The sequence below is a fragment of the Flavobacterium endoglycinae genome, assembly GCF_017352115.1.
GTDB lineage: Bacteria > Bacteroidota > Bacteroidia > Flavobacteriales > Flavobacteriaceae > Flavobacterium > Flavobacterium endoglycinae.
This window is the reverse complement of sequence record NZ_CP071448.1, coordinates 760,369-783,484: the sequence shown is the minus strand read 5'-3', so window position 1 is coordinate 783,484 and position 23,116 is coordinate 760,369. Positions and strand designations below refer to the sequence as shown.

Below are 23,116 nucleotides of genomic sequence, written 5' to 3'. Positions count from 1 at the left end.
TGAGATTCAGTTTTGATAGGTAATTTTATCTTTATGGGAAAGATAAAAAATAATATTCTGCTTAAAATCAATAATTTATACTCGTATCGCATATAAAGGTTTTATCTTTATAAGATGAAATACGCATATCAGCTAATAGAATAAAAAAAACTATATCATGTTAAAAAGTAAAATAGACAAAGCGACAGGATTTGAAAAACGCTTCGAAAACATCAATACGGTTGTATTTGAAAATTCGGGTGAAGCTTCAAAAGCTGTTGCGCAGGAAATTGCCGCTTTAATCCAGTCAAAACAAAAAGAAAACAAACCGTGTATTTTAGGTCTGGCAACAGGATCTTCCCCAAAAGGACTCTATGCCGAACTGGTTCGTCTTCATAAAGAAGAAGGCCTTAGTTTCAAAAACGTAATCAGTTTTAATCTGGACGAATACTATCCGATGGAGCCGAACTCAATCAACAGCTACGTCCGTTTTATGAAAGAGCTTCTGTTTGACCATGTCGATATTTTACCTGAAAACTGCCATATCCCGGACGGACTTTTAACCAAAGAACAGATCGCGGATTACTGCCATGAGTACGAAGCCAAAATCGAAGAACTGGGCGGAATCGATCTGCAGATTCTGGGAATCGGAGGAAACGGGCACATTGGTTTTAATGAGTCGGGATCGCTCCAGAACTCAAAAACACGTCTGGTGGCTCTGGACCATATCACAAGAGTGGCGGCAAGCAAAGATTTCTTCGGATTGAACAATACGCCGAGAACGGCAATCACACTCGGCGTGAAAAAAATCATGGAAGCGAAAAGAGTGATTTTACTGGCCTGGGGAGAAGGAAAAGCGAATATTGTTAAAAGATCAGTTGAAGATGAAGTAACGAACAGAGTTCCGGCTTCATTTTTACAGGAACATGATAATGCTGTTTTTATTCTGGATAAAGAAGCTTCTTCAAAACTTACCAGAATCAACAAACCGTGGCTGGTGGAGAAAATTGTCTGGACGGATAAACTGACCAGAAAAGCGGTTTTAGGTCTGGCATTAGACCTTAAAAAACCAATTTTAATGCTTACCGATGCTGATTATATCGAAAACGGAATGAGTGACCTGCTGGCAGATTCAGGTCCGGCTTACGATATCAATATCAAAATATTCAATAAACTGCAGAATACCATTACGGGCTGGCCGGGCGGAAAACCCAATGCAGACGATACCAACCGTCCTGAAAGAGCAGAGCCTGCAAAAAAACGTGTTCTGATTTTCAGTCCGCACCCAGATGATGATATTATCAGCATGGGAGGAACCTTTATGCGTCTGCAGGAGCAGGGGCATGAAGTGCATGTAGCGTACCAGACATCTGGAAATATTGCAGTTGCCGATGATGAAGCGCTCCGTTTTGCCAGATTCGTGATTGACTACAACGAAAAATTCGGGATTAAAAGCGGGGAAGCCGACAATATCTACAAAAAAGCACAGACTTTTTTAGAAAACAAAAAGAACAGCGAGATTGATATTCCTGAAGTCCGCTATATAAAAGGACTGATCAGAAAAGGAGAGGCAAGGGCAACGAGCCATTTTGTGGGGCTTCCGGATGAACAGATCCATTTTATGGAACTTCCTTTTTATGAAACCGGAACTATTGAGAAGAAACCAATCGGACAGGAAGATATCCAGATTACGATGGATCTGATTGAAAAAATCAAACCGCACCAGATTTATGCGGCAGGCGATTTAGCAGATCCGCACGGCACGCATAAGGTATGCCTTGACGCGGTTTTTGAGTCGGTTAAAAACCTGAAACCGAAAGCATTCATGAATGACTGCTGGCTGTGGCTGTACAGAGGCGCATGGCAGGAATGGGGGATTGACGAAGTTGAAATGGCAGTTCCGATGAGTCCCGACCAGGTTCTGGCGAAACGCCACGGAATCTTCAAACACCAGTCGCAGAAAGACGGCGTTGTTTTCCAGGGAACTGATTCAAGAGAGTTCTGGCAGAGAGCCGAAGACAGAAACCGCGAAACTGCTGAATTGTACCACCAATTAGGTTTAGCGACTTATGCGGCAATGGAAGCATTTGTGAGATGGCATTACTAAAAAGGTTCTAAGGCGCTGAGGGGCAAAGGTGCAAAGGTTTCTAATCTTTGTGTGAATCTTTGGCTTTTATGTGAATTTATAATCTTAAGCAAAAATTTGAAGCAGGAAAAGAGAATTGAATAAGTTCTTTTTTCTTGCTTCTTTTTTTAAGGTTCTAAGACGCTGAGATGCTGAGGTTCTAAGCTTTTTATATTCGCAACAATTATAAAAAAAAATAATTAGTGGAAATTTGTGAAATTCGCGGCAAAAAAACACACAGATTAGAAAATCATTTTAATCCTTTTAATCTGTGGCAAAAAAATAATAGCTTTGCATATAATTGAAGCAAGAAGAAGGCTAAATCTTTCTTCTTGCTTCTTTTTTCTTCTAAACTATGGATCCAGACAAAAAACAACTCATAAAATTAGCACACGCCAAAATGCCTTTCGGGAAATACGAAGGCCGATATCTAATTGATTTACCCGAATATTACGTCGTTTGGTATCATAGTAAAGGATTTCCAAAAGGAGAATTAGGACAGCAATTGCAGCTTATTTATGAATTGAAACTAAATGGTTTAGAAGAATTGATCAGAAATATAAAGAAGCAGTATCCAAAGCCTTAAAATAATTAGATAATGGAAATTTAGAAAATTAGATAATGTTTTAGAGAGATAACATTAAAATGTCACTTTAAAGTGAATTTAATTCATTGTTTTCTAATTATAACTTATCTATTTCTTAAATTTTTTAATTGATAAATTTTCTAATTTTCTAATTAGCAAATTGTCTAATTAAATTTGTACTTTTGCCAAGTTTTTTACACAACTACTTACAAACAAACAACAGAATGAATCAAACAAAATATATTTTTGTTACAGGAGGTGTGACCTCTTCATTAGGAAAAGGGATTATCGCGGCATCTTTGGCAAAATTGTTACAAGGAAGAGGATACCGTACAACTATTCAGAAATTTGATCCATACATTAACGTAGATCCGGGGACACTAAACCCGTATGAACACGGAGAATGTTATGTAACAGATGATGGAGCTGAAACTGACTTAGACTTAGGACACTATGAGCGTTTCTTAAACGTTCCTACTTCTCAGGCTAATAATGTTACTACTGGAAGAGTTTATCTTTCGGTTATTGAAAAAGAAAGAAGAGGAGAATTTTTAGGAAAAACGGTTCAAGTTGTTCCTCATATCACAAACGAAATCAAAGACAGAATGCAATTGCTAGGAAAATCTGGCGATTATGATATTGTTATTACTGAAATTGGTGGAACTGTTGGTGATATCGAATCGCTACCTTATATAGAATCTGTTCGTCAGTTAGTTTGGGAATTGGGCGAAAACAACGGAATTGTGATTCATTTGACATTAGTTCCATATTTGGCTGCTGCAGGTGAACTAAAAACAAAACCAACACAGCACTCTGTTAAAACATTAATGGAGAGCGGTATTAAAGCCGATATTTTGGTTTGTAGAACAGAGCACGAATTGTCTCAGGAATTACGCCAGAAATTAGCTTTATTCTGTAATGTGAAGAAAGAAGCAGTTATTCAATCTATTGATGCTTCTACAATATATGAAGTTCCAAATTTAATGCTTGAAGAAGGATTAGATGTTGTGGCATTAAAGAAATTAGATCTTCCTAAAAAAGCATCTCCAGATCTTAAAACTTGGAATACGTTCTTAAAAAGATTAAAAAGTCCAAAACAAACTGTAAACATTGGTTTGGTTGGGAAATATGTAGAAATGCAGGATTGTTACAAATCTATTTTAGAGGCGTTCATTCATGCAGGTGCTGCAAACGAAACGAAAGTAAACGTGATTTCTATTCACTCAGAGCATATCAATGCTGATAATGTGGAAGAAAAATTAGGTTCTCTTGATGGAGTTTTAGTTGCTCCAGGTTTTGGAGAAAGAGGAATTGAAGGAAAAATCGAAGCAGTGCGTTTTGTGCGTGAAAACAACATTCCTTTCTTTGGAATTTGTTTAGGAATGCAGATGTCTGTTATCGAATATTCTAGAAATATTTTAGGGTATGCAGAAGCGAATTCTACTGAGATGAACGAGAAAACCACTCATCCGGTAGTAAGCTTAATGGAAGAGCAGAAAAACATAACGGATAAAGGTGGAACAATGCGTTTAGGTGCTTGGAAATGTGATATTAAACCAAACACTTTAGCACATAAAATTTACGGAGAAAAAACTATTTCGGAGCGTCACCGCCACCGTTATGAGTACAATAATAAATACGCTGATGAATTACAAAAAGCGGGTTTAAAAGCTTCTGGAGTTAACCCTGACACAGGTTTAGTTGAAATCGTAGAGCTAGAAAACCACCCATTTTTTATTGGAGTACAATACCATCCTGAATACAAAAGTACCGTTGCCAATCCGCACCCAATTTTTGTAAACTTTGTGGCTGCAGCTGTAAACGCACATAAAAAATAATAATTCATTCTAAGAGGTGTAACATTTAAATTAAACGAATAACTAATAACCTCAAACGAATAACTTTTTTTTAAAATAATGGAAGAAAAAAAATTAGATCTCAATTCGATCATTGGTTTTGTATTGATATTTGGACTTTTGATTTGGATTATGTACCAAAATCAACCGTCTGAAAAAGAAATCGCTGCTGAAAAAGCCAAGAAAGAATTAGTAGCTAAACAAGAAGCTCAAGCGAAAGCTGATAAGGCAAAAACTACATCATTACCAGCTGCTGCTGTAACTCCTGGAGATACAATGCAATTGGCGCAATTGCAAAAAACATTAGGTGGTTTCGCTTATTCTGCGACACTTCCTTCTGCAAAAGAATCTTTTACGACTATTGAAAACGAAAAGATCAAACTTAAAATTGCTAATAAAGGTGGGTACATTGTTGAAGCAACTTTAAAAGAATTTGAGAAATTTAGAAAAGAATCAAAACAATTAGTAGAGTTGATTAAAGACAACAATTCTAATTTAAACCTTCAGTTACAAACTACTGATAATAGAACTTTAAATTCGAAAGATTTGTTTTTTGAACCTACATTAGAAAAAGTAGGAGCAGATCAAGTTTTATCTATGCGTTTAAAAGCAGGTGCTAACGAATTTTTAGAATACAAATACATCTTAAAACCAAATGATTACTTAGTTGGTTTTGATATTCGTTCTCAAGGATTAAACCGAGTTCTAAATTCTTCTAAACCAGTAAATTTACAGTGGGATTTAAAAACGTACAGAAACGAAAAAAGTGTTTCGTATGAAAACCGTTATGCTGAAATTTATTATAATTATGAAGATGGAAAAGAAAGTTATGTAGGTCAAGGAGACCACAAAGAAGAAAATCCTGAAAAAGTAGATTATATCGCTTTCAAACAGCATTTCTTTGCTACCATCCTTCAAACGAATACTGCTTTTGCAAAAGCTGATTTAGTATCTCAGAATTTAGTAAAAGACGAGAAAATTGATACTGTTTTCACCAAACAATTTAATGCTACAGTTCCTTTAGCTTTTACAAATGGTGAGATCGATTATAAAATGAACTGGTATTTTGGACCAGCAGATTACAAAGTATTAAAATCTTACGATAAAGATTTCCAAAAAATTATCCCACTAGGATGGGGAATCTTTGGTTGGATCAACAAATTAATTTTCGTTCCGTTATTTGGATTCTTAAGTTCAACAATTGGATTGTCTTTAGGAATTGCGATTATTATTTTTACCATTATAATCAAATTGGCTATGTCGCCAATTACCTATAAATCATTCCTGTCTCAGGCTAAAATGAAAGTTTTAAGACCTGATATTAATGAGTTGGGCGAAAAATACAAAAAAGACCCAATGAAAAAACAACAGGAAACTATGAAACTGTACAACAAAGCAGGAGTAAACCCAATGGCAGGATGTATTCCGGCATTGATCCAGCTTCCTTTTATGTACGCTTCGTTTCAGTTTTTCCCTGCTGCATTTGAACTAAGACAAAAAGGCTTCCTTTGGGCAGATGATTTATCTTCTTTTGACTCAGTTGTAAAATTACCTTTCCATATTCCATTGTATGGAGATCACATTAGTTTGTTCCCAATTTTGGCAGCAATTGCGATTTTCTTCTACATGAAAATGACTTCAGGAGATCAGCAAATGGCAGCTCCACAGCAGGAAGGTATGCCGGATATGGCGAAAATGATGAAAATCATGATCTACGTATCACCGTTGATGATGTTAATTTTCTTCAACAGCTACGGAGCAGGATTGAGTTTGTACAACTTTATTTCAAATTTAATTACAATCGGAATTATGTTTGTAATTAAAAATTATATTGTAGACAGTGAAAAAATTCACGCTCAAATTCAAGAAAACAAACAGAGAGAGCCTAAAAAACCAAGCAAATTCCAACAACGTCTTCAAGAAGTGATGGAACAGCAGGAAGCGGCTAAAAAAGCTCAAAATAAAAAGAAATAAAAACTTAAAAAATCCCGTTTTATCGGGATTTTTTTTTGAAGAAACTTTTGTGATATAAAAGTAAAATCAAAATTTTAACTTTCGTGATAGTATTGTATACTTTCTGAAGCTAAATTTCGTTAAAGTTTAAAATTGATTAAAACATGACTTCTAAAAGAATTTTAATAGTATTGGCATTCATAAATGTCTTTTTAGTAAATGCTCAGACAGAGTTTAATAAAGTAGATGCTGATGGTAAAAAGGATGGTGTCTGGAAAGGATTTTACGAATCAAAACGTCCAAGATATGAAGGAACTTTTAGTCATGGAAAAGAGACTGGAATATTCAAGTTTTTTGATGATACTAAAAAAGGTGATGTGATTGCAACACGTGATTTTACAGCAAATGATGGTAGTTCGTACACAATTTTTTACGATCAGAGTAAAAATAAAGTAAGTGAAGGAAAAGAAATTGGAAAAGACAGAGAAGGGGAATGGAAATATTATCATAAGGCTTCTAAAGTTCTAATGATTTCTGAAAATTATAAAAAAGGAAAACTTGACGGCCCGAGAACAGTTTATTATCCAAATGCTAAAGTTGCTGAAGAAATGACTTATGTTAATGGCTCAAGAGAGGGAACCTATAAAAAAATGGGTCAGAATGGTACGCCTTTAGAATTAACCACTTATAAAAACAACGAATTTAACGGCGATGCTGTTTTTTATGATGCCGATGGTGCTGTAGCTTCGAAAGGAAAGTTTGTAAACGGAAAAAAAGCCGGAATGTGGCAGTTTTATACTAAAGGCAAATTAACCAAAGAAGTTAATATGAGCGATCCGAAAAGCAGTTACCAAGCCGATTCAAAACCTAAAAATAAATAGGCGGATATAAAAGAAACAATTTCCAGCCACGAATTCACGAATTTATTTAAATATAAAAGATTCGTGAATTCGTGGCTGATTTTTTTAAATTTGAACTCAATTATACTTTGATTGAATGGATTTAAACGAACTTGTCGGACGATTTTTATTATTGTTTTTTTCGATTTTGGTTTTGTATTTTTTCTCCAACAGAAAAGACAATGAAACCATAAATCCGTTAATGGTTATTGTTGGATTGTGTACTTTTTCGCTTTGCTATTTGTTCACCAAAATCGAAATTGGCGTTGGCATTGGATTTGGTTTGTTTGCGATATTTTCAATCCTGAGATTTAGAACACAATCCTTTACTGTAAATGCCATTATTTTTCTTTTTGCAACCATTACGCTTTCTATTCTCGATATTATGTATCCGTTTGAGAAAATAGAATTACTCCTCTTTTTTCAAATTATAATCATTGGTTTTTACATTGCAGCTTCGGTGATTGTAAATAAAAAAGCCTCAAAATATTTAAATACTGTTGATGTAAAAATAGCCCTGTCAAACGGTTTTTCCTTAGATCATAAAACCATTAGAAAAAACATTCAGGAAAAAATTAATATTGATGACTTTGAATTCAAGATTGTACTGATAAACACCGTTTCCAATGAAATAGATGTATTGGTTTTTTATTGATTAGTCATTAAATGGACGAACCTGTTTGATATACAAATCACGACTTTCGCCCACAATTTTAAATTCAATATCTACTGGATGAAATGCGTTTTTTCGCCAGTAACGATACATTTTTTCTTCAATTTTCTTGCTGACCATAAAAAGACGGCTCATTTCGGTTCGGCTTAATAATGGCTCATTGTTATTAAGATTAGAATTGGAAGTATAATCCACATCAAAATCTTCGTCGCTCGTTCCTGAATTAAAGTGATACGCCACAAACTGCTCGCAGACTTCTCCTTTTTCAGGTTTTACAACTGAATTTTCACCCTTTTGAATGTTGACCGTAATTCCAGGAAAGTTTTGTCTGAATATATTCTTGGTAATAATAACGCCATTGGCCAGTTCATCAGGAAAAGAACGATGCACCAAAACGCCCATTGCAATATTATGCTGGTCAATGCCGTAAATTTCTCTTTCATTATAAGAAGCTTCATTCCATACACTTGCCCAGACTTGTTTAATTGCTTTTTCAAATGTTTTGATGCTGTCGCCCATAATTCCGGTTTTAGAATCGTATAATCCAGCACCGTTAAAATCATCTAAATCTTCGGCATTTGTAGAAGATCGAAATCTGAAATTTTTAAACTTAGCATTTTTAAATGCGAGATTTAACTTCGAAATTAATTCTGGATCAATAGATTCTTTTTTAATTGCGTCACGAATTTTTTTCAGCTGATTGTTTATCCAAGCAATCGAATCTTTCTTGGGAAAAGCCAAAAGTTCCTGTATTAAAGGTGAAATCGATTTTTTCTGAATGTGTTTGGTATAATAATAAAACGGAATCGCATGTGCGTTTTCTGGAACTTTAAAAGGAATTTCTTTTGAAACTGCTATTAAATACGCCATATTCTGCGCTTTCGATCCAATATAATTAACCCCTTTTTTAGGAATTTTAGACAAATCGACCAAATTGGTAATAGTGGTATCGATTGTTAATTTTTTCTTTTTGGAATTTGTTTTCAGTGCTGTTTTCTTAGTACTTTCTTTAATGAAAAATGTATCGACTTCGATTTTTAATTCCACTTTTTTAGAAAGAAATCGACTGATATTTTGATCAGTAAAAGCTTGTGTATATGCCATAATTGGAATTTTTCTGTTTTTACCTAAAAGTACTAAATGACTTAAAGGTGTCTGCAGTTCAGTCACAATAATTCCACGGACATTTGGAAGTATATCTGGTGTTCCGTCAAGAATTACAATTTCATCAGGATTAGGTTTTGTTTTCTCTAAATCTTTGATTTTGTATTGCTTTAAGATGCCAACATTAGTTCCACCTACAACTTCCTGATATTTTAATTCATTAAAAATATAATCTGATTTGACACACGGAATTTTAAACTTTTCCAATCGGAACCATTCCATTTTTTCGGGATTGTTCAAATAGAATTTTAAATTATCTCCAATAAAAGTGGATTTTTTAACGAGGTAAAAAAAGCGTTCAATCAATTCAATAGGCATGTAATCTGAAGCCGCCAGTTCGAAAATCCATTTATCAGTTCCTTTAATATGATTAAGGTTTCCAAGAAGGAAATCACGATTTTTCTCTGTATTACTGTAATTTTCATTATTAAAAACTTCTAAATCATGATTGTAATGCAGATAATTTGTGACAAAATCATAATGAAGTGAAATCAGCTTACTGTTGAAGTAATACATTTTTTGCTTTCTTAAATCATAAATCACTTTTACAGATTCAATATTCGAAAATTTATCCGATAAAGGCTTGCCTCTAAATGCTTTATACGCTTCGTAATCAGCTAATGATGACGAATATCGCTGCGCACTTACCGACAGTAAAGTGAAAAATAGAAATAAACTGTATATGTATTTTTTCATAATGCTTTATTTGAATATTAAAAGTAAGTATTTAAACCATAAGTTTTATCTACCGCTGGATTATATAAACTAATTGAAACCCCTTAAATTTTCTAAAATATGACGTACCTTTGCACCCTTATAAAAAATTAAAAGTTTTAAAATGAAACGAGTAGTAGTTGGTCTTTCTGGTGGAGTAGATTCTAGTGTTGCCGCATATTTATTGCAGCAGCAAGGATACGAAGTTATTGGGCTTTTTATGAAAAACTGGCACGATGATTCGGTTACAATCTCTAATGAATGTCCTTGGTTAGAAGATAGTAATGATGCTTTATTAGTGGCCGAAAAACTTGGTATACCGTTTCAGACTGTTGATTTAAGCGAAGAATACAAAGAAAAAATTGTTGATTATATGTTCAACGAATATGAAAAAGGAAGAACTCCAAATCCTGACGTGCTTTGTAACCGCGAAATCAAATTTGATGTTTTTATGAAAATCGCTTTAAGTCTTGGTGCCGATTATGTGGCTACAGGACACTATTGCCAAAAAAGTGAAACTGAAGTTGACGGGAAAACTGTTTATCAATTAATTGCAGGAAACGACGTTAATAAAGACCAGTCTTACTTTTTATGTCAGTTGTCACAAGAACAATTATCAAAAGCGTTGTTTCCAATTGGAGCTTTAACAAAACCTGAAGTACGCGAAATCGCGGCTGAAATGGAATTGGTAACAGCAGAAAAGAAAGATTCTCAAGGATTATGTTTTATTGGAAAAGTACGTTTACCGGAATTTTTACAGCAAAAATTACAACCGAAAGAAGGTAAAATAGTTCAAATCGATAAAAATGACCCGATTTATAATAATGAAATTCCAGCAGGACTATCATTAGAAGAAGAATTAAAAATAGAAGCTAAAAAACTAGAATATCTTCCAACAATGGGTAAAGTTGTGGGAAAACATCAAGGGGCTCATTATTTTACAGTTGGACAAAGAAAAGGTCTGAATGTAGGAGGAACTACAGATCCGTTATTTGTAATTGCCACAGATGTCGATACGAATACTATTTATACCGGTTTGTCTAGCAATCACCCAGGTTTGTTTAAAAAAGCGCTGTTTGTAGGTAACTCAGAAGTGCATTGGGTTCGTACTGATATGGCTTTAAAGCCGGGAGAATCAATGGAAGTAATGGCCAGAATCCGTTACCGCCAGCCTTTGCAAAAAGCCGTTTTATATCAATTTGAAGACGGAATGTACGTTCGTTTTGAAGAACCTCAATCGGCTATTACAGAAGGACAATTTGTAGCTTGGTATTTAGAAAATGAATTAGTTGGTTCGGGAGTAATTTCTTAGCTTTATACTTTCTTAGGAAGAAATTCCGCTAAAAAGTATGCTATGAAATATACCTTTACTTTTCTTTTAGTATTTGTTTCGTTTTCAATCTTCGCACAGGAAGATGCATGGGTTTATTTTACAGGAAAACCCAATGCTCAGGATTTCTTCAATAATCCGTCGCAAACACTTTCGCAGAGAGCACTAGATCGTCGTACAAACCAAAATATTGCCTTGGATATTTCCGATGCGCCGCTTGAAATCACGTATGTAAATCAGGTGAAAGCTAGTACTGGAATTACAGTATTAGCACAATCTAAATGGATGAATGCGCTTCATATAAGAGGAACTCAAAGCGATATTAATGCACTTGCATCACTTTCTTTTGTAAACAAAATAGTTTTTGCCAATAAAGCCTTAAATACAACGGCTAAAAAAGTTTCTGAAAATTCAGTTTACAAGGTTAAAGACAAATTAAAAACCACAATCGATTACTCTTACGGAAATTCATTAAATCAAATCCAGATGTTAAACGGACAAGTTCTGCATCAGCAGAATTTTACGGGAACAGGAAAAATAATTGCAGTTCTCGATGCAGGTTTTCCAGGAGTAAATACTGCTCAGCCATTTCAGAGATTACGAGATAATAACCTGATTTTAGGCGGATACGATTTTGTTAACAGAAACGCCAATTTTTATTCAGGAAACGATCATGGCACCGAAGTGCTGTCAACTATGGGAGGTTATAAAGAAAATGCTTTAGTGGGAACTGCGCCAGACGCTTCGTATTATTTATTTATAACTGAAGATAATGCTTCCGAAAATCCAGTTGAAGAATCGTATTGGGTAGAAGCCGCAGAACAAGCAGATGCTTTAGGTGCTGATATTATAACTACTTCATTAGGATATTTTGCTTTTGATAATGCCAATTACAGCCATACTTACAGCGATATGAACGGAACGACAAATTTCATTTCAAAAGGAGCGGAAATTGCTTTTAGTAAAGGAATGATCGTTTTGGCCTCGGCAGGAAATGAAGGAAATACAACAGAAAAACATATAGGCGGACCCGCAGATGCAGTTTCGGTACTAACAGTAGGATCAGTAACTTCTGCGAAAGTAAAATCAAGTTTTAGTTCCATGGGACCAAGTTATGATAATCGAATCAAACCTGATATTATGGCTCAGGGAACTGCATCTGTAGTTTCAGATACTTCGGGAAATATTGGTACCGCAAACGGAACTTCATTTTCTTGTCCAATTATGGCAGGAATGGTGGCTTGTTTGTGGCAGGCTTTTCCAAATAAAACCAATCAGCAAATCAGACAGATGATTTTGGCTTCTTCCGACCGATTTACTAATCCAGACAATAATTATGGCTACGGAATCCCAAATTTTGGATCGACTTTAAGTGTAGAAAGATTTCAATCAGATTTTTCGGTGTATCCAAATCCTGCAAAATCAACCATTTCTTTTTCATTTCAAAATGAGACAGCTTCTGTAAGTGTTTATTCTATTTTAGGGCAAAAGCTGATTGAGAAACAAATAACAAACCAGAATCCGGTTCTTTCGGTAGAAAACTTAACAAGCGGACTTTATTTTTATACTTTTGAATCAAATGGTCAAAAGAAAACCGGAAAAATACTAAAACAATAAACGTTTTTAATGAATAGAATTACGAAGCTTTTCAATATAAAATATCCAATTATTCAGGGAGGAATGATTTGGAACAGTGGTTATAAATTAGCATCTGCGGTAAGTAATGCTGGAGGTTTAGGATTAATTGGAGCAGGATCTATGTATCCAGATGTTTTGAGAGAACATATTCAGAAATGTAAAAATGCAACCGATAAACCTTTTGGAGTGAATATTCCAATGTTGTATCCTAACATTGATGAAATTATGAGTATTGTGGTAGAAGAAGGCGTGAAAATCGTTTTTACTTCTGCCGGAAATCCCAAAACATGGACTTCATTTTTGAAAGAAAAAGGAATCACAGTCGTACATGTAGTCAGCAGCAGTATTTTTGCCTTAAAAGCGCAGGAAGCTGGAGTTGACGCTATTGTTGCCGAAGGTTTTGAAGCAGGCGGACACAACGGCCGTGACGAAACGACGACTTTAACGCTGATTCCGATGGTGAAAGAAAAAATCCAAATTCCTATTATCGCTGCCGGCGGAATTGCCACAGGAAGAGGAATGCTTGCCGCAATGGTTTTAGGTGCCGACGGAGTTCAAGTAGGAAGCCGTTTTGCCGCCTCAATTGAATCATCGGCTCACAATAATTTCAAGGAAACAATAGTTAGTATAAAAGAAGGTGATACTCAATTGACATTGAAAGAATTAGCTCCAGTTCGGTTAGTAAAAAATAAGTTTTATAATGATGTTCAGGCATTGTATGAAAAATGTCCTTCAAAAGAAGATTTAATTCAGTTATTAGGCAGAGCAAGAGCTAAAAAAGGAATGTTTGAAGGAGATCTTGAAGAAGGAGAACTTGAAATTGGCCAGATTGCCGGTTTAATTCACGAAATTTTGCCTGTAGAACAAATAATTCAGGAAATGATGTCTGATTTTAAAAATGCCTGCGAAGAAAAAGCTACATTTGACTTTTAATTGCTGGTAAGAAATATTTTATGAATTCTATACGAATATATATACTTTTTTTGTTTTTAGGTTTTGGCGTACACAACGTTCAAAGCCAGAGTTATCATTTTAAAACATCAGGATTTAGCGTTTTAGAAAAAACAGAAAGAGGGAAGTGGGGCAAATGGTCCGATCTTGACTTGGTAAACCTTTCAGTTGTTTTAGACACCGATAAACACCGAATTGTGGTATATTCTCAAGAAATACAGTTGTATAACATTTTGGATTACATTGAAAGAGAAGAAAATGAAACCGATATTGTGTACTCATTTATGTGCAAGGACAATGACGGACGTGAATGTAAGCTTTCTATTATCACCAGAAAAAAACAAGATTACCGCAAACAGCTTTATATCAATTACGACGATCATATTATAGTGTATAACCTTTTTATGGTATAAAAATAACCCCGGCACTATAAATGTCGGGGTTTTTTGTATAAGACTTAAAAATTTTACACTTCTATATCTTTAATAAACTCGTCGTATTCTAGATAAAACATTTCAAGAGCATGCATTTTTTCATTAAAGAAATCAAAAATAGCATCCCAATGATTTCTATTACTGAAACCAACACCCAGTTTTTCAACCCAAATTCGGCTGATTGTTTTACCACTTTCAAGAGTATAATTTTTCTCAAAAACCAAATCTTGAATAAATTCTTCTTCCAAAATACCTTTTAAAGCTTCCAGTTTTTCAAAGTAAGCATTTCGTTTTTCGTCGCTTCGGTGTTCAATGTCAATTAAAACCTGTGCTTTTTTATTATCAACATAAAACTTAAAAGAGAAATCTTTTATTTTGGTATCATACAGCACCCATTTACGAGGATATTTTTCTGCAAAAGCTACCCAAAATTCTCTCTTTATTCGTTGTGATTCTTCTCTGCTGTACATTTTTATGGCTTTGTTCCCGAAAACTTGTAGAACCGCATTTTCTGGAGTATATTTATATTTTAATTGAAAGTACAAAAATAAACTTTGAATATGGATTTTCAAGATTTTTTGCAATATGTTCCTAATTTAATTCCAGTTGAACTTCCAGCAGAGCTGTCACATATTAAAATGGCTCCCAAAGAACGCATCCAAGCTTTGAAAAATCTAGATGTTGAAGCAAGAAATCCAAGAATCGCTGCTGTAATGATGTTGTTTTATCCCAAGAATGGAAAAACACATCTTGTTTTGATTGTCCGAAATGCTTACAACGGAGTACATTCTTCGCAGATTGCTTTTCCAGGAGGAAAATATGAAATTTCAGATTTTGATTTCAAAGACACTGCTTTAAGAGAAACTAATGAGGAAATTGGTGTTCTTCCAGAAAAAATTGAAGTTATTAAACACTTCTCGCCAATGTATATTCCGCCAAGTAATTTTTTGGTGCATCCTTTTTTAGGAATTGCAAAAGAAGAGCTTTCATTTTATCCAGATGTCCGCGAAGTTGCGGGAATTATTGAATTACCACTTTCGGACTTTTTAAATGACGATATTATTATTGAAACCACATTGTCAACTTCTTATGCAATTGATGCAGTGGTTCCGGCGTTTGGTATACAAAATCATATTGTATGGGGCGCTACAGCGATGATTTTGAGCGAGCTGAGAGATGTTTTGAAACTCACATTTGAGCAGAAAATATAAAATTATAAAAATAACAATTTGATAATCATGGTAATAGTGATTAATATTAGAGAATCTTTTAAACTATTGCTAAACGAATAAATTTTGTATGTTTGCGACTTAACTAAAAATGTAAAAACAACGTTATGGGATTGTTTAAACGAAATCCTTTTGGACATATATTATTCATCAAGAAATGGTTAATCCGTATTTTGGGAGCCATGACCCACCGAAGATATAGAGGTTTTAATGAATTGCAGATTGACGGATCTGAAATTATTAAAACATTGCCGGACACTAACGTATTGTTTATCTCAAATCACCAAACGTATTTTGCCGACGTTGTAGCGATGTTTCATGTGTTTAACGCAAGTTTAAGCGGACGTCAAGATACGATTAAGAATATTGGTTATTTATGGCAGCCCAAAATGAATATTTATTATGTTGCTGCAAAGGAAACCATGCAGGCTGGATTACTGCCTCGAATTTTAGCTTATGTTGGAGCTATCACTGTGGAAAGAACTTGGCGTTCAAAAGGAGTAGATGTAACCGAAAAACGCGAAGTAAACCCAAATGACACTGAAAATATCCGAATTGCACTTGAAGACGGCTGGGTAATTACTTTCCCGCAAGGAACTACAAAATCCTTTAAGCCAGTTCGAAAGGGAACTGCCCACATCATCAAACAACACAAACCCATTGTAATTCCTATTGTAATCGATGGATTCCGTCGTTCTTTTGACAAAAAAGGACTTCGTATGAAAAAGAAAAATATCCTTCAATCTTTCATCATCAAAGAACCTCTTGATATTGATTATGAAAACGATACGATCGAACAAATCGTAGAAAAAGTAGAATACGCAATCGAACAACACCCATCATTCTTAAAGGTAATTCCAGCCGAAGAACTAAAAGCTCAGGAAGAACTAAACCAAATGAGACGCTGGGATTATTAAAAATTTTAGATTTCTGATTTTAGATTTATTTTTTTAAGTCAAATCGCCTTTAAACCTTTGTTCCTTTGCCACTAAAAAAAACTTAGCGCCTTAGTATCTTAGGGTATCTCAGAACTTAATTAAAAATCAATCTTCTTCAGCTCTTTATAATTCACATACAATCTGCGTAACAGAGTTCCGTATAATAATCTGTAGAAACACCAGAACAATCCAAAGAAACCTAATATTACCAATAGTAATATCCCTATTGTGGTAAACATCGCTTTTCCGCTTAAGGCTAATTTATCTCTTAAAAAAGCCATATCAGGATTGTAGACAAAAGCAATAAAGAAACTTAAAATAGAGGTCACTACAATCATTCCCAGATTGTACCATACATAATATTGTACCGTTTTACGAGTTCTTAAAATCGCACTCATTAACGATTTGGTAGCGACAGTTGTCGAAATCGTCGTGTAGTTTTTATAGAAGATAAATACAAAGACAAGACCCACTAAATAATTAAAATACGTTAAATATTCAAGTGTCGTTACAATTTCTGGATGATTGATTTTTCTAAGAACATCATCAGTATTAATGAAAATATTAGAAAACGTCCAAAATGAAATCTCTAAAATGCTGATAATCAAAATCCATTTTACAATAGAAGATGATTTCTTGTGAATCATTTTGTAGATTTCTTTTTCAGAAATTTGTTGAAAAGAATCCGAGTTCTTTTTCCAGTCTTTTTTTAGTAAATCCAGTTCTTTCATAATACAATTTAAGGATTTAATATTTTTTTCAGCTTTCCTTTAATTCGGTTCATTTTCACGCGGGCATTTACTTCGCTGATACCTAAAGTTTCGGCTATTTCTTGATAATCTTTGTCTTCTAAATACATAAACACTAATGCTTTTTCGATGTCATTAAGTTGGTAAACAGCTTTGTACATCAATTTTATCTGTTCCTCCTCTTCATAGTTGTAATCAACATCTTTTACAAAATGCTGATGACTTTCATAATCTACGGTAGATATGGTTCTTTTGGTTTTACGGTATAAGGTAATGGCAGTATTTAAGGCTACACGGTATGTCCAGGTTGAGAACTTGCTGTCGCCTCTAAATTTTGGATAAGCCTTCCAGAGCTGAATGGTAATTTCCTGAAACAAATCTTTATGTGCGTCTTCACCGGCAGTATATAATCTACAAATCTTGTGGATTATATTCTGATTTGCCTGCAATTGCGCAACAAATGACTGTTCTAGATTTTCGCTCATAAAAGTATTAGTAGTATTGAAATCATTTTTGTTACAGTTGGAATTTAATTTTTTTACTAAAGATTAAATCAATTTATAGCTATCTAATAAAAAATTATAATTCTCTGGTTTTGTAATAATTCACCATCAGGTCAATAAACTTACTGTAACTTTCCATGCCGTCTTTTTGATTGTTGGTTTTCAGGAAACTATCATATAAAAAATGAAAACCTTCATCGATAAAAGTGTCGTATTTTTTCCAGAAATCCTGACTTTCCTGATAATTTTTCAAAATTCCAACGTTTACTTGTTTTTTTAACTGGTCAAACAGTTTTTCATTTTTAAATTTCCAAATACTAAGGCAATAGCGCAAAGCAAAACTATAACCCGAATATTGAAAATACAAATTGTCGTTGTTTACACAAGCCAAAACGCCAATGAAATTACATTCGCTTTCGCTGGCAAAACCAATTTGATGTGCCATTTCGTGAGCACTCGTAAGCGGAAAATTATACATTGGCAATAAATCATTAACCTGAGCTTCATTGGTAAACGGATTTAAATAACCACCAAAACCCATATAAGTCAATGGCACGCTGAATAAGGATGGCTTAACGCTTAAAATCTCATATTTAAAATATGGATGCTCTTTTGATAGATTGTTATATCCGTTTACATTCATTGTGAACACTTCTTTCTGATAATACGGAAGAACAATTTTTGCGCTGTCATTTTTTGTTATTTTCAGCTGAATTTCATTAGTTTTTGCAATTAATTTTTTGGTAAAAACTAATAATTCGGCATCTGTATATTCTCTTTTAATATCCATTTTTTGGAAAAGAGGCTCACGATAATAATTAAACGCCCAAAGCAGGTGAAAGAAAAAATAAAAAACAGAAATTTTGCCTGTTATTTTTAAAAGATGGTCTTTCCAATCTGTTTTCCATGTTTTTCGAATCTTCCAAAACCAGCTAATAATGGATAAAATCAAAATCGCATAAATGCAATCGCCAACCGAAAATGGAAATCTTCCTAAAACAGATCTTGAAAAATGCGAAATTCGAATGTAGAGATTGTTGCTGTAAAAACCTTCTACGAAATCCGGAAAAAACGGAAGTATTTTGTAAAAAATGATCTGAACTAAAAGAAATAAAGGCAGGATGTATTTTCGTTTTAACATTTTAAAAGAATATAATTATCGTAAATATAATAAACTATTTTGTACTCTTTTTATCATTATTTTTGCATATATAGTTTTGTAGTATGTAAAAGGGAAGAACATGAAAAATGAAATTCAAAATATATGGAAAGATTTTCATCTAGAACTTCAAAAATTTATTTTTTTGAAAGTAAAGAACAAAGAGATAAGTGAAGATATATTGCAGGATGTTTTTTTGAAGATTCAGTTGAACGTTCACACTTTAAAGGATTCTTCGAAGTTAACTTCGTGGGTATATCAAATTACAAGAAATAGTGTTATCGATCATTTTCGAAAAAATAATTCAGTTTTATTTCTTGATAATAATGACATGGCGGAAGATGAAGTAGATTTAGATTTTTCGAGATTGTCTGATTGCATTAATAGTAAAATAAATAATCTTCCTGATAAATACAAACAAGCTTTATTGCTTACTATTCTAAAAGATTTTTCTCAAATTGAATTAGCCGAATATCTTGGAATATCTCATTCTGGCGCTAAATCAAGAGTTCAGAGAGGAAAAGAAAAAGTAAAAACACAAGTCTTAAATTGCAAGAATAAAGATGAAATGAATCTTGATGATTTTTCTTTACAATAATTTTGCGTCTTTTTACGATATACTGCGTCTATGGTTTATGAATGTATAATTAATTCAAAATTGCAAAACATGAATAAACTTAAAAAAGTTAACGTACAAATAGTAAATGCTTTTGTTCGTGAAAACAAAGGAGGTAATCCAGCAGGCGTAGTTCTTGATGCTGATGATTTAACAAATGAAGAAAAACTGCTTATTGCTGCAAAAGTTGGATTGTCTGAAACAGCCTTCGTTTCGAAATCAGCTAAAGCAGATTTTAAACTCGATTTTTTTACTCCAAACAGACAAATCGCCCATTGTGGTCATGCGACAATTGCAGCTTTTTCTCATTTAAGCCAGTTGAATAAAATAAATGGTTTTCAATCTTCAAAAGAAACCATAGATGGAATAAAAGAAATCATTCTGAAAGGAGAGCTCGCATTTATGGAGCAACAAGCACCAAAATATGTTGATGTTTCAGAAAAAAGAAAATTAATTCTAGAATCTTTATCCTTAAATGAAAATGATCTTATTGAGAATGCGCCAATTTCGTTGGTAAATACAGGAAACTCGTTTGTTATTATTCCTGTATTAAATTCAGAAATTCTAAAAAAAATAAAACCTAATTTCGATTTGATTAATGATATCAGTAACGATTTAGATTTAATAGGATATTATGTTTTTACCAATAGTGAAAATTCTGAAAGTGATGCAACAACAAGAATGTTTGCTCCTAGATATGGTATCGAAGAAGAATCTGGAACAGGAATGGCGGCTGGACCTTTGGCTTGTTTTTTATATGATAAATTAAATAGTAAGAAAAATAGTTTTCTAATAGAACAGGGGAATTTTATGTCTATTCCATCTCCAAGTTTGATATATGTTGATTTAACTATACAAAATGAACAAATTACAAAACTTATGGCAGGAGGAAAAGGAATAAGTGTTTCTCAAAAAACTATTGAAATTTAAAAAAAATTAGATCATTGTTTTTATCTGTTTTAATACTGGTTTTCAAAAAAAATAGTGGCAAAATAGAAATTAAACTTTGTAACTTTGACATTCTTAATTGTTAAACTTCAAACAAAACATAATGAGTCAAGAAGTAAGAAATCTGGAGCCAAAAGCACTTTGGAATAAATTCGCAGATTTAAATGTCGTTCCGCGTCCGTCTAAAAAAGAAGAACGTGTTATTGAGTTTATGAAAAACTTTGGTAACAGTTTAGGTTTAGAAACTTTTGAAGACGAAATTAGAAACGTAATCATAAGAAAACCAGCAACTCCTGGGATGGAAAACCGTAAGCCAATAGTAATGCAGGGTCACCTTGATATGGTGCACCAAAAAAATGCCGATACTGTTTTTGATTTCGATACGCAGGGAATCGATATGTATGTGGATGGTGACTGGGTTCGTGCAAAAGGAACAACTCTTGGAGCTGATAATGGGCTGGGAGTAGCGACTATTATGGCGATTTTAGAAAGTAAAGATATTCCGCATCCAGCAATCGAAGCTTTGTTCACAATTGATGAAGAAACGGGAATGACAGGAGCTTTAAATCTTAAAGGCGGAATTTTACAAGGTCAGATTCTTTTGAATTTAGATACTGAAGAAGATGACGAAATTGATATTGGATGCGCGGGAGGAATTGATGTAACAGCAACAAGAAATTATAACGAAGAAGAAGTTCCTGAAGGTTCTGTTGGATATACTATTACCGTAAAAGGTTTAAACGGCGGGCATTCTGGAATGGATATTCATAAAGGTTTAGGGAATGCCAATAAAATCATGAATCGTTTATTATTTGACGGTTTTGAAAATTTTGGTTTACAGATTACTGAAATTAACGGTGGAAGTCTTAGAAATGCGATTCCGAGAGAAAGTACTGCTAAAGTTATTATTTCTCAGATGTTTGATGAAGCGTATGTGTATGACATGCAGGAGATAATTTCGGATATTAAAGCAGAATACAAAACAACTGAACCCAACCTGTCTATTGAAATTGTAAAGAGCGATTTACCTGAAAAAGTAATGGATTTAGGTGTTCAAGAAGGTATTATAAGAGCTATTTACGCAGCTCATAACGGAGTTTACAAAATGAGCGCTGATATGGCCGATTTAGTTGAAACTTCAAATAACATTGCCCGTGTAGTTATTAAAGACGGAGAAATATTAGTGGGATGTTTGACAAGATCTTCTGTTGAATCGTCAAAATTTGATTTAGCAAATTCTTTACGTTCTGCTTTTGAATTAGTAGGCTGTGAAGTAGAACTTTCTGGTTCTTACCCAGGATGGACTCCAAATGTAAATTCTGAAATATTAGAAGTTTTAAAAGATATTTACGAAAAACAAAACGGTGAACAACCCAAAGTGGTAGCTTGTCACGCAGGTTTAGAATGTGGAATTTTAGGAACAAATTATCCTGATATGGATATGATTTCTTTTGGTCCAACTATTCACGGAGCTCACTCTCCTGATGAAAGAGCAAGTATTTCATCTGCTCAAAAATATTGGAAATTTGTGTTGGAAATTCTTTCGAATATACCGGTTAAATAAGTTTACAGTATTCAGTCTCAGTATACAGTATTTAGTCACAGTTTATGGTCTGAGTGCTCAGCTTTGCGAAACTGAAAACTGTGACTGAAAACTAAAAAAGAGAGCAATCATTAATCATTATGATTGCTCTCTTTTTTTATAACTGATCATCGTATACTGCGACTGAATACTGAATACTGAATACCGTGACTAAAAACTCTCTAATTACGTTTCAGTACTTTATATTGTTCGTAGCATCCGCTGATGGCATCTAATATTTGTAAGTCATTTGCGGTTTGGATAAAGGCATCTGAATAACTACATCGCTGTAAAATTTCAGGAATTTCATCTTTACTAATTCCTAATAGTACTGCTATAGTTTCGCGATCGTATTTCGTTTCCAAAAGGTTTCTAATCGTATCGTCTTTTTTCATATCCTTGAGTTTTTTGAGCTCTTTTCCATTTTTTCCAAAGAAATTGTACAACATATCTGCAGGGTTGAAAATAGAACCTAATACTTTACCAAAAGCATTTGGAGAATATTCGCCGGCCTCGTAACCTTGTGTTAGACCCGAAATACTGTAACGGTAATTTTCTTTGGTTGGAATTAATTTAGAATCGATTTCAAGATATCCTGTTAAACTGAAAGGAGCAATAATAACCTCTTCAAGCGCAATTGCTTTTTCGGTAAGCTGAATTCGAGTTACTTTATTTTTAATCCAGTCATTTGTTACTCTAATTCGGAGGGATTGAAACCCTAAAAGAGAAAAATGGATAGTATCATTTGGCTGTACATCAATTTCAAAATACCCTTTTGCATCTGATTTTGCACCGCGCACTTTGTTGGTGTTAATGATATTTACATTTGGAAGAGGTTGTTTACTATCATCGTTTATAATATAACCCGAAACCCTTTGCGGTGTAGTAGATTCGTTGTCCTGCGCAAAAGTGATCGTAGAGAATAGTAAAAAAAAGAAAACTGCGAAATATTTCATATCCTGATTTAAAGCACTAAAAGTAGTAAATCGAGATTAAATATTTCGCAGTCTATCAATATAATTATAAGAAAATTAACAAAGGCATTGATAACATTGTTAGATATAAGAAAAAATCCCAAATTCCAATTATA

The 23,116-nt window shown here is 33.8% G+C and carries 21 protein-coding genes; 15 read left to right on the top strand and 6 right to left on the bottom strand.

Going from position 1 to position 23,116, the window contains the following annotated elements; genetic code table 11:
- Positions 1 to 157: 157 nt before the first annotated feature.
- From nagB to J0383_RS03415, 6 genes are all read left to right on the top strand, one after another.
- Positions 158 to 2,086, top strand: a complete 1,929-nt coding sequence (gene nagB / locus J0383_RS03440) for a glucosamine-6-phosphate deaminase (protein WP_207297053.1) — start codon at positions 158 to 160, stop codon at positions 2,084 to 2,086.
- Positions 2,087 to 2,459: 373 nt separating this feature from the next.
- Positions 2,460 to 2,690 carry a DUF3820 family protein gene (locus J0383_RS03435; RefSeq protein ID WP_207297052.1) on the top strand — a complete coding sequence of 77 codons (231 nt, stop codon included), beginning with the start codon at positions 2,460 to 2,462 and terminating at the stop codon, positions 2,688 to 2,690.
- A gap of 224 nt (positions 2,691 to 2,914) precedes the next feature.
- Positions 2,915 to 4,528, top strand: a complete 1,614-nt coding sequence (locus J0383_RS03430) for a CTP synthase (protein WP_207297051.1) — start codon at positions 2,915 to 2,917, stop codon at positions 4,526 to 4,528.
- Between the two features lie 78 nt (positions 4,529 to 4,606).
- A complete protein-coding gene (gene yidC, locus J0383_RS03425) occupies positions 4,607 to 6,520 on the top strand; it encodes a membrane protein insertase YidC (RefSeq protein WP_207297050.1) in 1,914 nt (637 codons plus the stop codon).
- Between the two features lie 143 nt (positions 6,521 to 6,663).
- The gene (locus tag J0383_RS03420; RefSeq protein WP_207297049.1) at positions 6,664 to 7,380 is read left to right on the top strand and encodes a toxin-antitoxin system YwqK family antitoxin; all 717 of its coding nucleotides are present in this window, start codon (positions 6,664 to 6,666) and stop codon (positions 7,378 to 7,380) included.
- Positions 7,381 to 7,495: 115 nt separating this feature from the next.
- Complete coding sequence (locus J0383_RS03415) at positions 7,496 to 8,053, top strand: DUF4956 domain-containing protein (protein ID WP_207297048.1); 558 nt, start codon at positions 7,496 to 7,498, stop codon at positions 8,051 to 8,053.
- On the opposite strand, the gene J0383_RS03410 is transcribed toward J0383_RS03415, so the two are convergent.
- Positions 8,054 to 9,931, bottom strand: a complete 1,878-nt coding sequence (locus J0383_RS03410) for a PEP/pyruvate-binding domain-containing protein (RefSeq protein WP_207297047.1) — start codon at positions 9,929 to 9,931, stop codon at positions 8,054 to 8,056.
- Between the two features lie 142 nt (positions 9,932 to 10,073).
- Between J0383_RS03410 and mnmA the strand changes: the two genes are divergently transcribed.
- Genes mnmA through J0383_RS03390 form a run of 4 tightly spaced genes read left to right on the top strand, consistent with a single transcriptional unit; the run spans position 10,074 to position 14,281 of the window.
- Entirely contained in the window at positions 10,074 to 11,261 is a 1,188-nt protein-coding gene (gene mnmA, locus J0383_RS03405) for a tRNA 2-thiouridine(34) synthase MnmA (RefSeq protein ID WP_207297046.1), read from the top strand.
- A gap of 42 nt (positions 11,262 to 11,303) precedes the next feature.
- Positions 11,304 to 12,896: a S8 family serine peptidase gene (locus J0383_RS03400; protein ID WP_207297045.1), complete on the top strand. Its 1,593-nt coding sequence runs from the start codon at positions 11,304 to 11,306 to the stop codon at positions 12,894 to 12,896.
- A gap of 9 nt (positions 12,897 to 12,905) precedes the next feature.
- Positions 12,906 to 13,850: an NAD(P)H-dependent flavin oxidoreductase gene (locus J0383_RS03395; protein ID WP_207297044.1), complete on the top strand. Its 945-nt coding sequence runs from the start codon at positions 12,906 to 12,908 to the stop codon at positions 13,848 to 13,850.
- 20 nt (positions 13,851 to 13,870) lie between these two features.
- Positions 13,871 to 14,281, top strand: coding sequence for a hypothetical protein (locus J0383_RS03390; protein ID WP_207297043.1), 411 nt, complete (start codon positions 13,871 to 13,873; stop codon positions 14,279 to 14,281).
- A 53-nt stretch (positions 14,282 to 14,334) separates the two neighbouring features.
- Here J0383_RS03390 and J0383_RS03385 read toward each other — a convergent pair whose 3' ends face one another.
- Positions 14,335 to 14,772: a DUF4268 domain-containing protein gene (locus tag J0383_RS03385; RefSeq protein WP_207298647.1), complete on the bottom strand. Its 438-nt coding sequence runs from the start codon at positions 14,770 to 14,772 to the stop codon at positions 14,335 to 14,337.
- Positions 14,773 to 14,862: 90 nt separating this feature from the next.
- Between J0383_RS03385 and J0383_RS03380 the strand changes: the two genes are divergently transcribed.
- Positions 14,863 to 15,513 carry an NUDIX hydrolase gene (locus J0383_RS03380; protein ID WP_207297042.1) on the top strand — a complete coding sequence of 217 codons (651 nt, stop codon included), beginning with the start codon at positions 14,863 to 14,865 and terminating at the stop codon, positions 15,511 to 15,513.
- Between the two features lie 125 nt (positions 15,514 to 15,638).
- On the top strand, positions 15,639 to 16,448 hold the full coding sequence (locus J0383_RS03375) for a lysophospholipid acyltransferase family protein (RefSeq protein WP_207297041.1): 810 nt from the start codon (positions 15,639 to 15,641) through the stop codon (positions 16,446 to 16,448).
- A gap of 119 nt (positions 16,449 to 16,567) precedes the next feature.
- Here the strand turns inward: J0383_RS03375 and J0383_RS03370 are convergent, their stop codons facing one another.
- From J0383_RS03370 to J0383_RS03360, 3 genes are all read right to left on the bottom strand, one after another.
- Positions 16,568 to 17,200 (bottom strand): hypothetical protein, encoded by a 633-nt coding sequence (locus tag J0383_RS03370; protein WP_207297040.1) that lies wholly within the window; start codon positions 17,198 to 17,200, stop codon positions 16,568 to 16,570.
- 8 nt (positions 17,201 to 17,208) lie between these two features.
- Positions 17,209 to 17,703 carry an RNA polymerase sigma factor gene (locus J0383_RS03365; RefSeq protein ID WP_007810116.1) on the bottom strand — a complete coding sequence of 165 codons (495 nt, stop codon included), beginning with the start codon at positions 17,701 to 17,703 and terminating at the stop codon, positions 17,209 to 17,211.
- 94 nt (positions 17,704 to 17,797) lie between these two features.
- The gene (locus tag J0383_RS03360; protein WP_207297039.1) at positions 17,798 to 18,862 is read right to left on the bottom strand and encodes a DUF3810 domain-containing protein; all 1,065 of its coding nucleotides are present in this window, start codon (positions 18,860 to 18,862) and stop codon (positions 17,798 to 17,800) included.
- Between the two features lie 100 nt (positions 18,863 to 18,962).
- On the opposite strand from J0383_RS03360, the gene J0383_RS03355 reads away from it, so the two are divergent.
- The 3 genes from J0383_RS03355 to J0383_RS03345 all read left to right on the top strand — a co-directional run bounded on the left by J0383_RS03355 (position 18,963) and on the right by J0383_RS03345 (position 22,008).
- Entirely contained in the window at positions 18,963 to 19,478 is a 516-nt protein-coding gene (locus J0383_RS03355) for a sigma-70 family RNA polymerase sigma factor (protein WP_207297038.1), read from the top strand.
- Between the two features lie 69 nt (positions 19,479 to 19,547).
- On the top strand, positions 19,548 to 20,426 hold the full coding sequence (locus J0383_RS03350; RefSeq protein WP_207297037.1) for a PhzF family phenazine biosynthesis protein: 879 nt from the start codon (positions 19,548 to 19,550) through the stop codon (positions 20,424 to 20,426).
- A gap of 121 nt (positions 20,427 to 20,547) precedes the next feature.
- Positions 20,548 to 22,008, top strand: a complete 1,461-nt coding sequence (locus J0383_RS03345) for an aminoacyl-histidine dipeptidase (RefSeq protein WP_207297036.1) — start codon at positions 20,548 to 20,550, stop codon at positions 22,006 to 22,008.
- 200 nt (positions 22,009 to 22,208) lie between these two features.
- Here J0383_RS03345 and J0383_RS03340 read toward each other — a convergent pair whose 3' ends face one another.
- A complete protein-coding gene (locus tag J0383_RS03340) occupies positions 22,209 to 22,982 on the bottom strand; it encodes a carboxypeptidase-like regulatory domain-containing protein (protein ID WP_207297035.1) in 774 nt (257 codons plus the stop codon).
- Between the last annotated feature and the right edge of the window lie 134 nt (positions 22,983 to 23,116).

Coding starts and splice junctions, on each gene's coding strand:
- nagB (WP_207297053.1), top strand. CDS start 158: ATGTTAAAAAGTAAAATAGACAAAGCGACAGGATTTGAAAAACGCTTC.
- J0383_RS03435 (WP_207297052.1), top strand. CDS start 2,460: ATGGATCCAGACAAAAAACAACTCATAAAATTAGCACACGCCAAAATG.
- J0383_RS03430 (WP_207297051.1), top strand. CDS start 2,915: ATGAATCAAACAAAATATATTTTTGTTACAGGAGGTGTGACCTCTTCA.
- yidC (WP_207297050.1), top strand. CDS start 4,607: ATGGAAGAAAAAAAATTAGATCTCAATTCGATCATTGGTTTTGTATTG.
- J0383_RS03420 (WP_207297049.1), top strand. CDS start 6,664: ATGACTTCTAAAAGAATTTTAATAGTATTGGCATTCATAAATGTCTTT.
- J0383_RS03415 (WP_207297048.1), top strand. CDS start 7,496: ATGGATTTAAACGAACTTGTCGGACGATTTTTATTATTGTTTTTTTCG.
- J0383_RS03410 (WP_207297047.1), bottom strand. CDS start 9,931: ATGAAAAAATACATATACAGTTTATTTCTATTTTTCACTTTACTGTCG.
- mnmA (WP_207297046.1), top strand. CDS start 10,074: ATGAAACGAGTAGTAGTTGGTCTTTCTGGTGGAGTAGATTCTAGTGTT.
- J0383_RS03400 (WP_207297045.1), top strand. CDS start 11,304: ATGAAATATACCTTTACTTTTCTTTTAGTATTTGTTTCGTTTTCAATC.
- J0383_RS03395 (WP_207297044.1), top strand. CDS start 12,906: ATGAATAGAATTACGAAGCTTTTCAATATAAAATATCCAATTATTCAG.
- J0383_RS03390 (WP_207297043.1), top strand. CDS start 13,871: ATGAATTCTATACGAATATATATACTTTTTTTGTTTTTAGGTTTTGGC.
- J0383_RS03385 (WP_207298647.1), bottom strand. CDS start 14,772: ATGTACAGCAGAGAAGAATCACAACGAATAAAGAGAGAATTTTGGGTA.
- J0383_RS03380 (WP_207297042.1), top strand. CDS start 14,863: ATGGATTTTCAAGATTTTTTGCAATATGTTCCTAATTTAATTCCAGTT.
- J0383_RS03375 (WP_207297041.1), top strand. CDS start 15,639: ATGGGATTGTTTAAACGAAATCCTTTTGGACATATATTATTCATCAAG.
- J0383_RS03370 (WP_207297040.1), bottom strand. CDS start 17,200: ATGAAAGAACTGGATTTACTAAAAAAAGACTGGAAAAAGAACTCGGAT.
- J0383_RS03365 (WP_007810116.1), bottom strand. CDS start 17,703: ATGAGCGAAAATCTAGAACAGTCATTTGTTGCGCAATTGCAGGCAAAT.
- J0383_RS03360 (WP_207297039.1), bottom strand. CDS start 18,862: ATGTTAAAACGAAAATACATCCTGCCTTTATTTCTTTTAGTTCAGATC.
- J0383_RS03355 (WP_207297038.1), top strand. CDS start 18,963: ATGAAAAATGAAATTCAAAATATATGGAAAGATTTTCATCTAGAACTT.
- J0383_RS03350 (WP_207297037.1), top strand. CDS start 19,548: ATGAATAAACTTAAAAAAGTTAACGTACAAATAGTAAATGCTTTTGTT.
- J0383_RS03345 (WP_207297036.1), top strand. CDS start 20,548: ATGAGTCAAGAAGTAAGAAATCTGGAGCCAAAAGCACTTTGGAATAAA.
- J0383_RS03340 (WP_207297035.1), bottom strand. CDS start 22,982: ATGAAATATTTCGCAGTTTTCTTTTTTTTACTATTCTCTACGATCACT.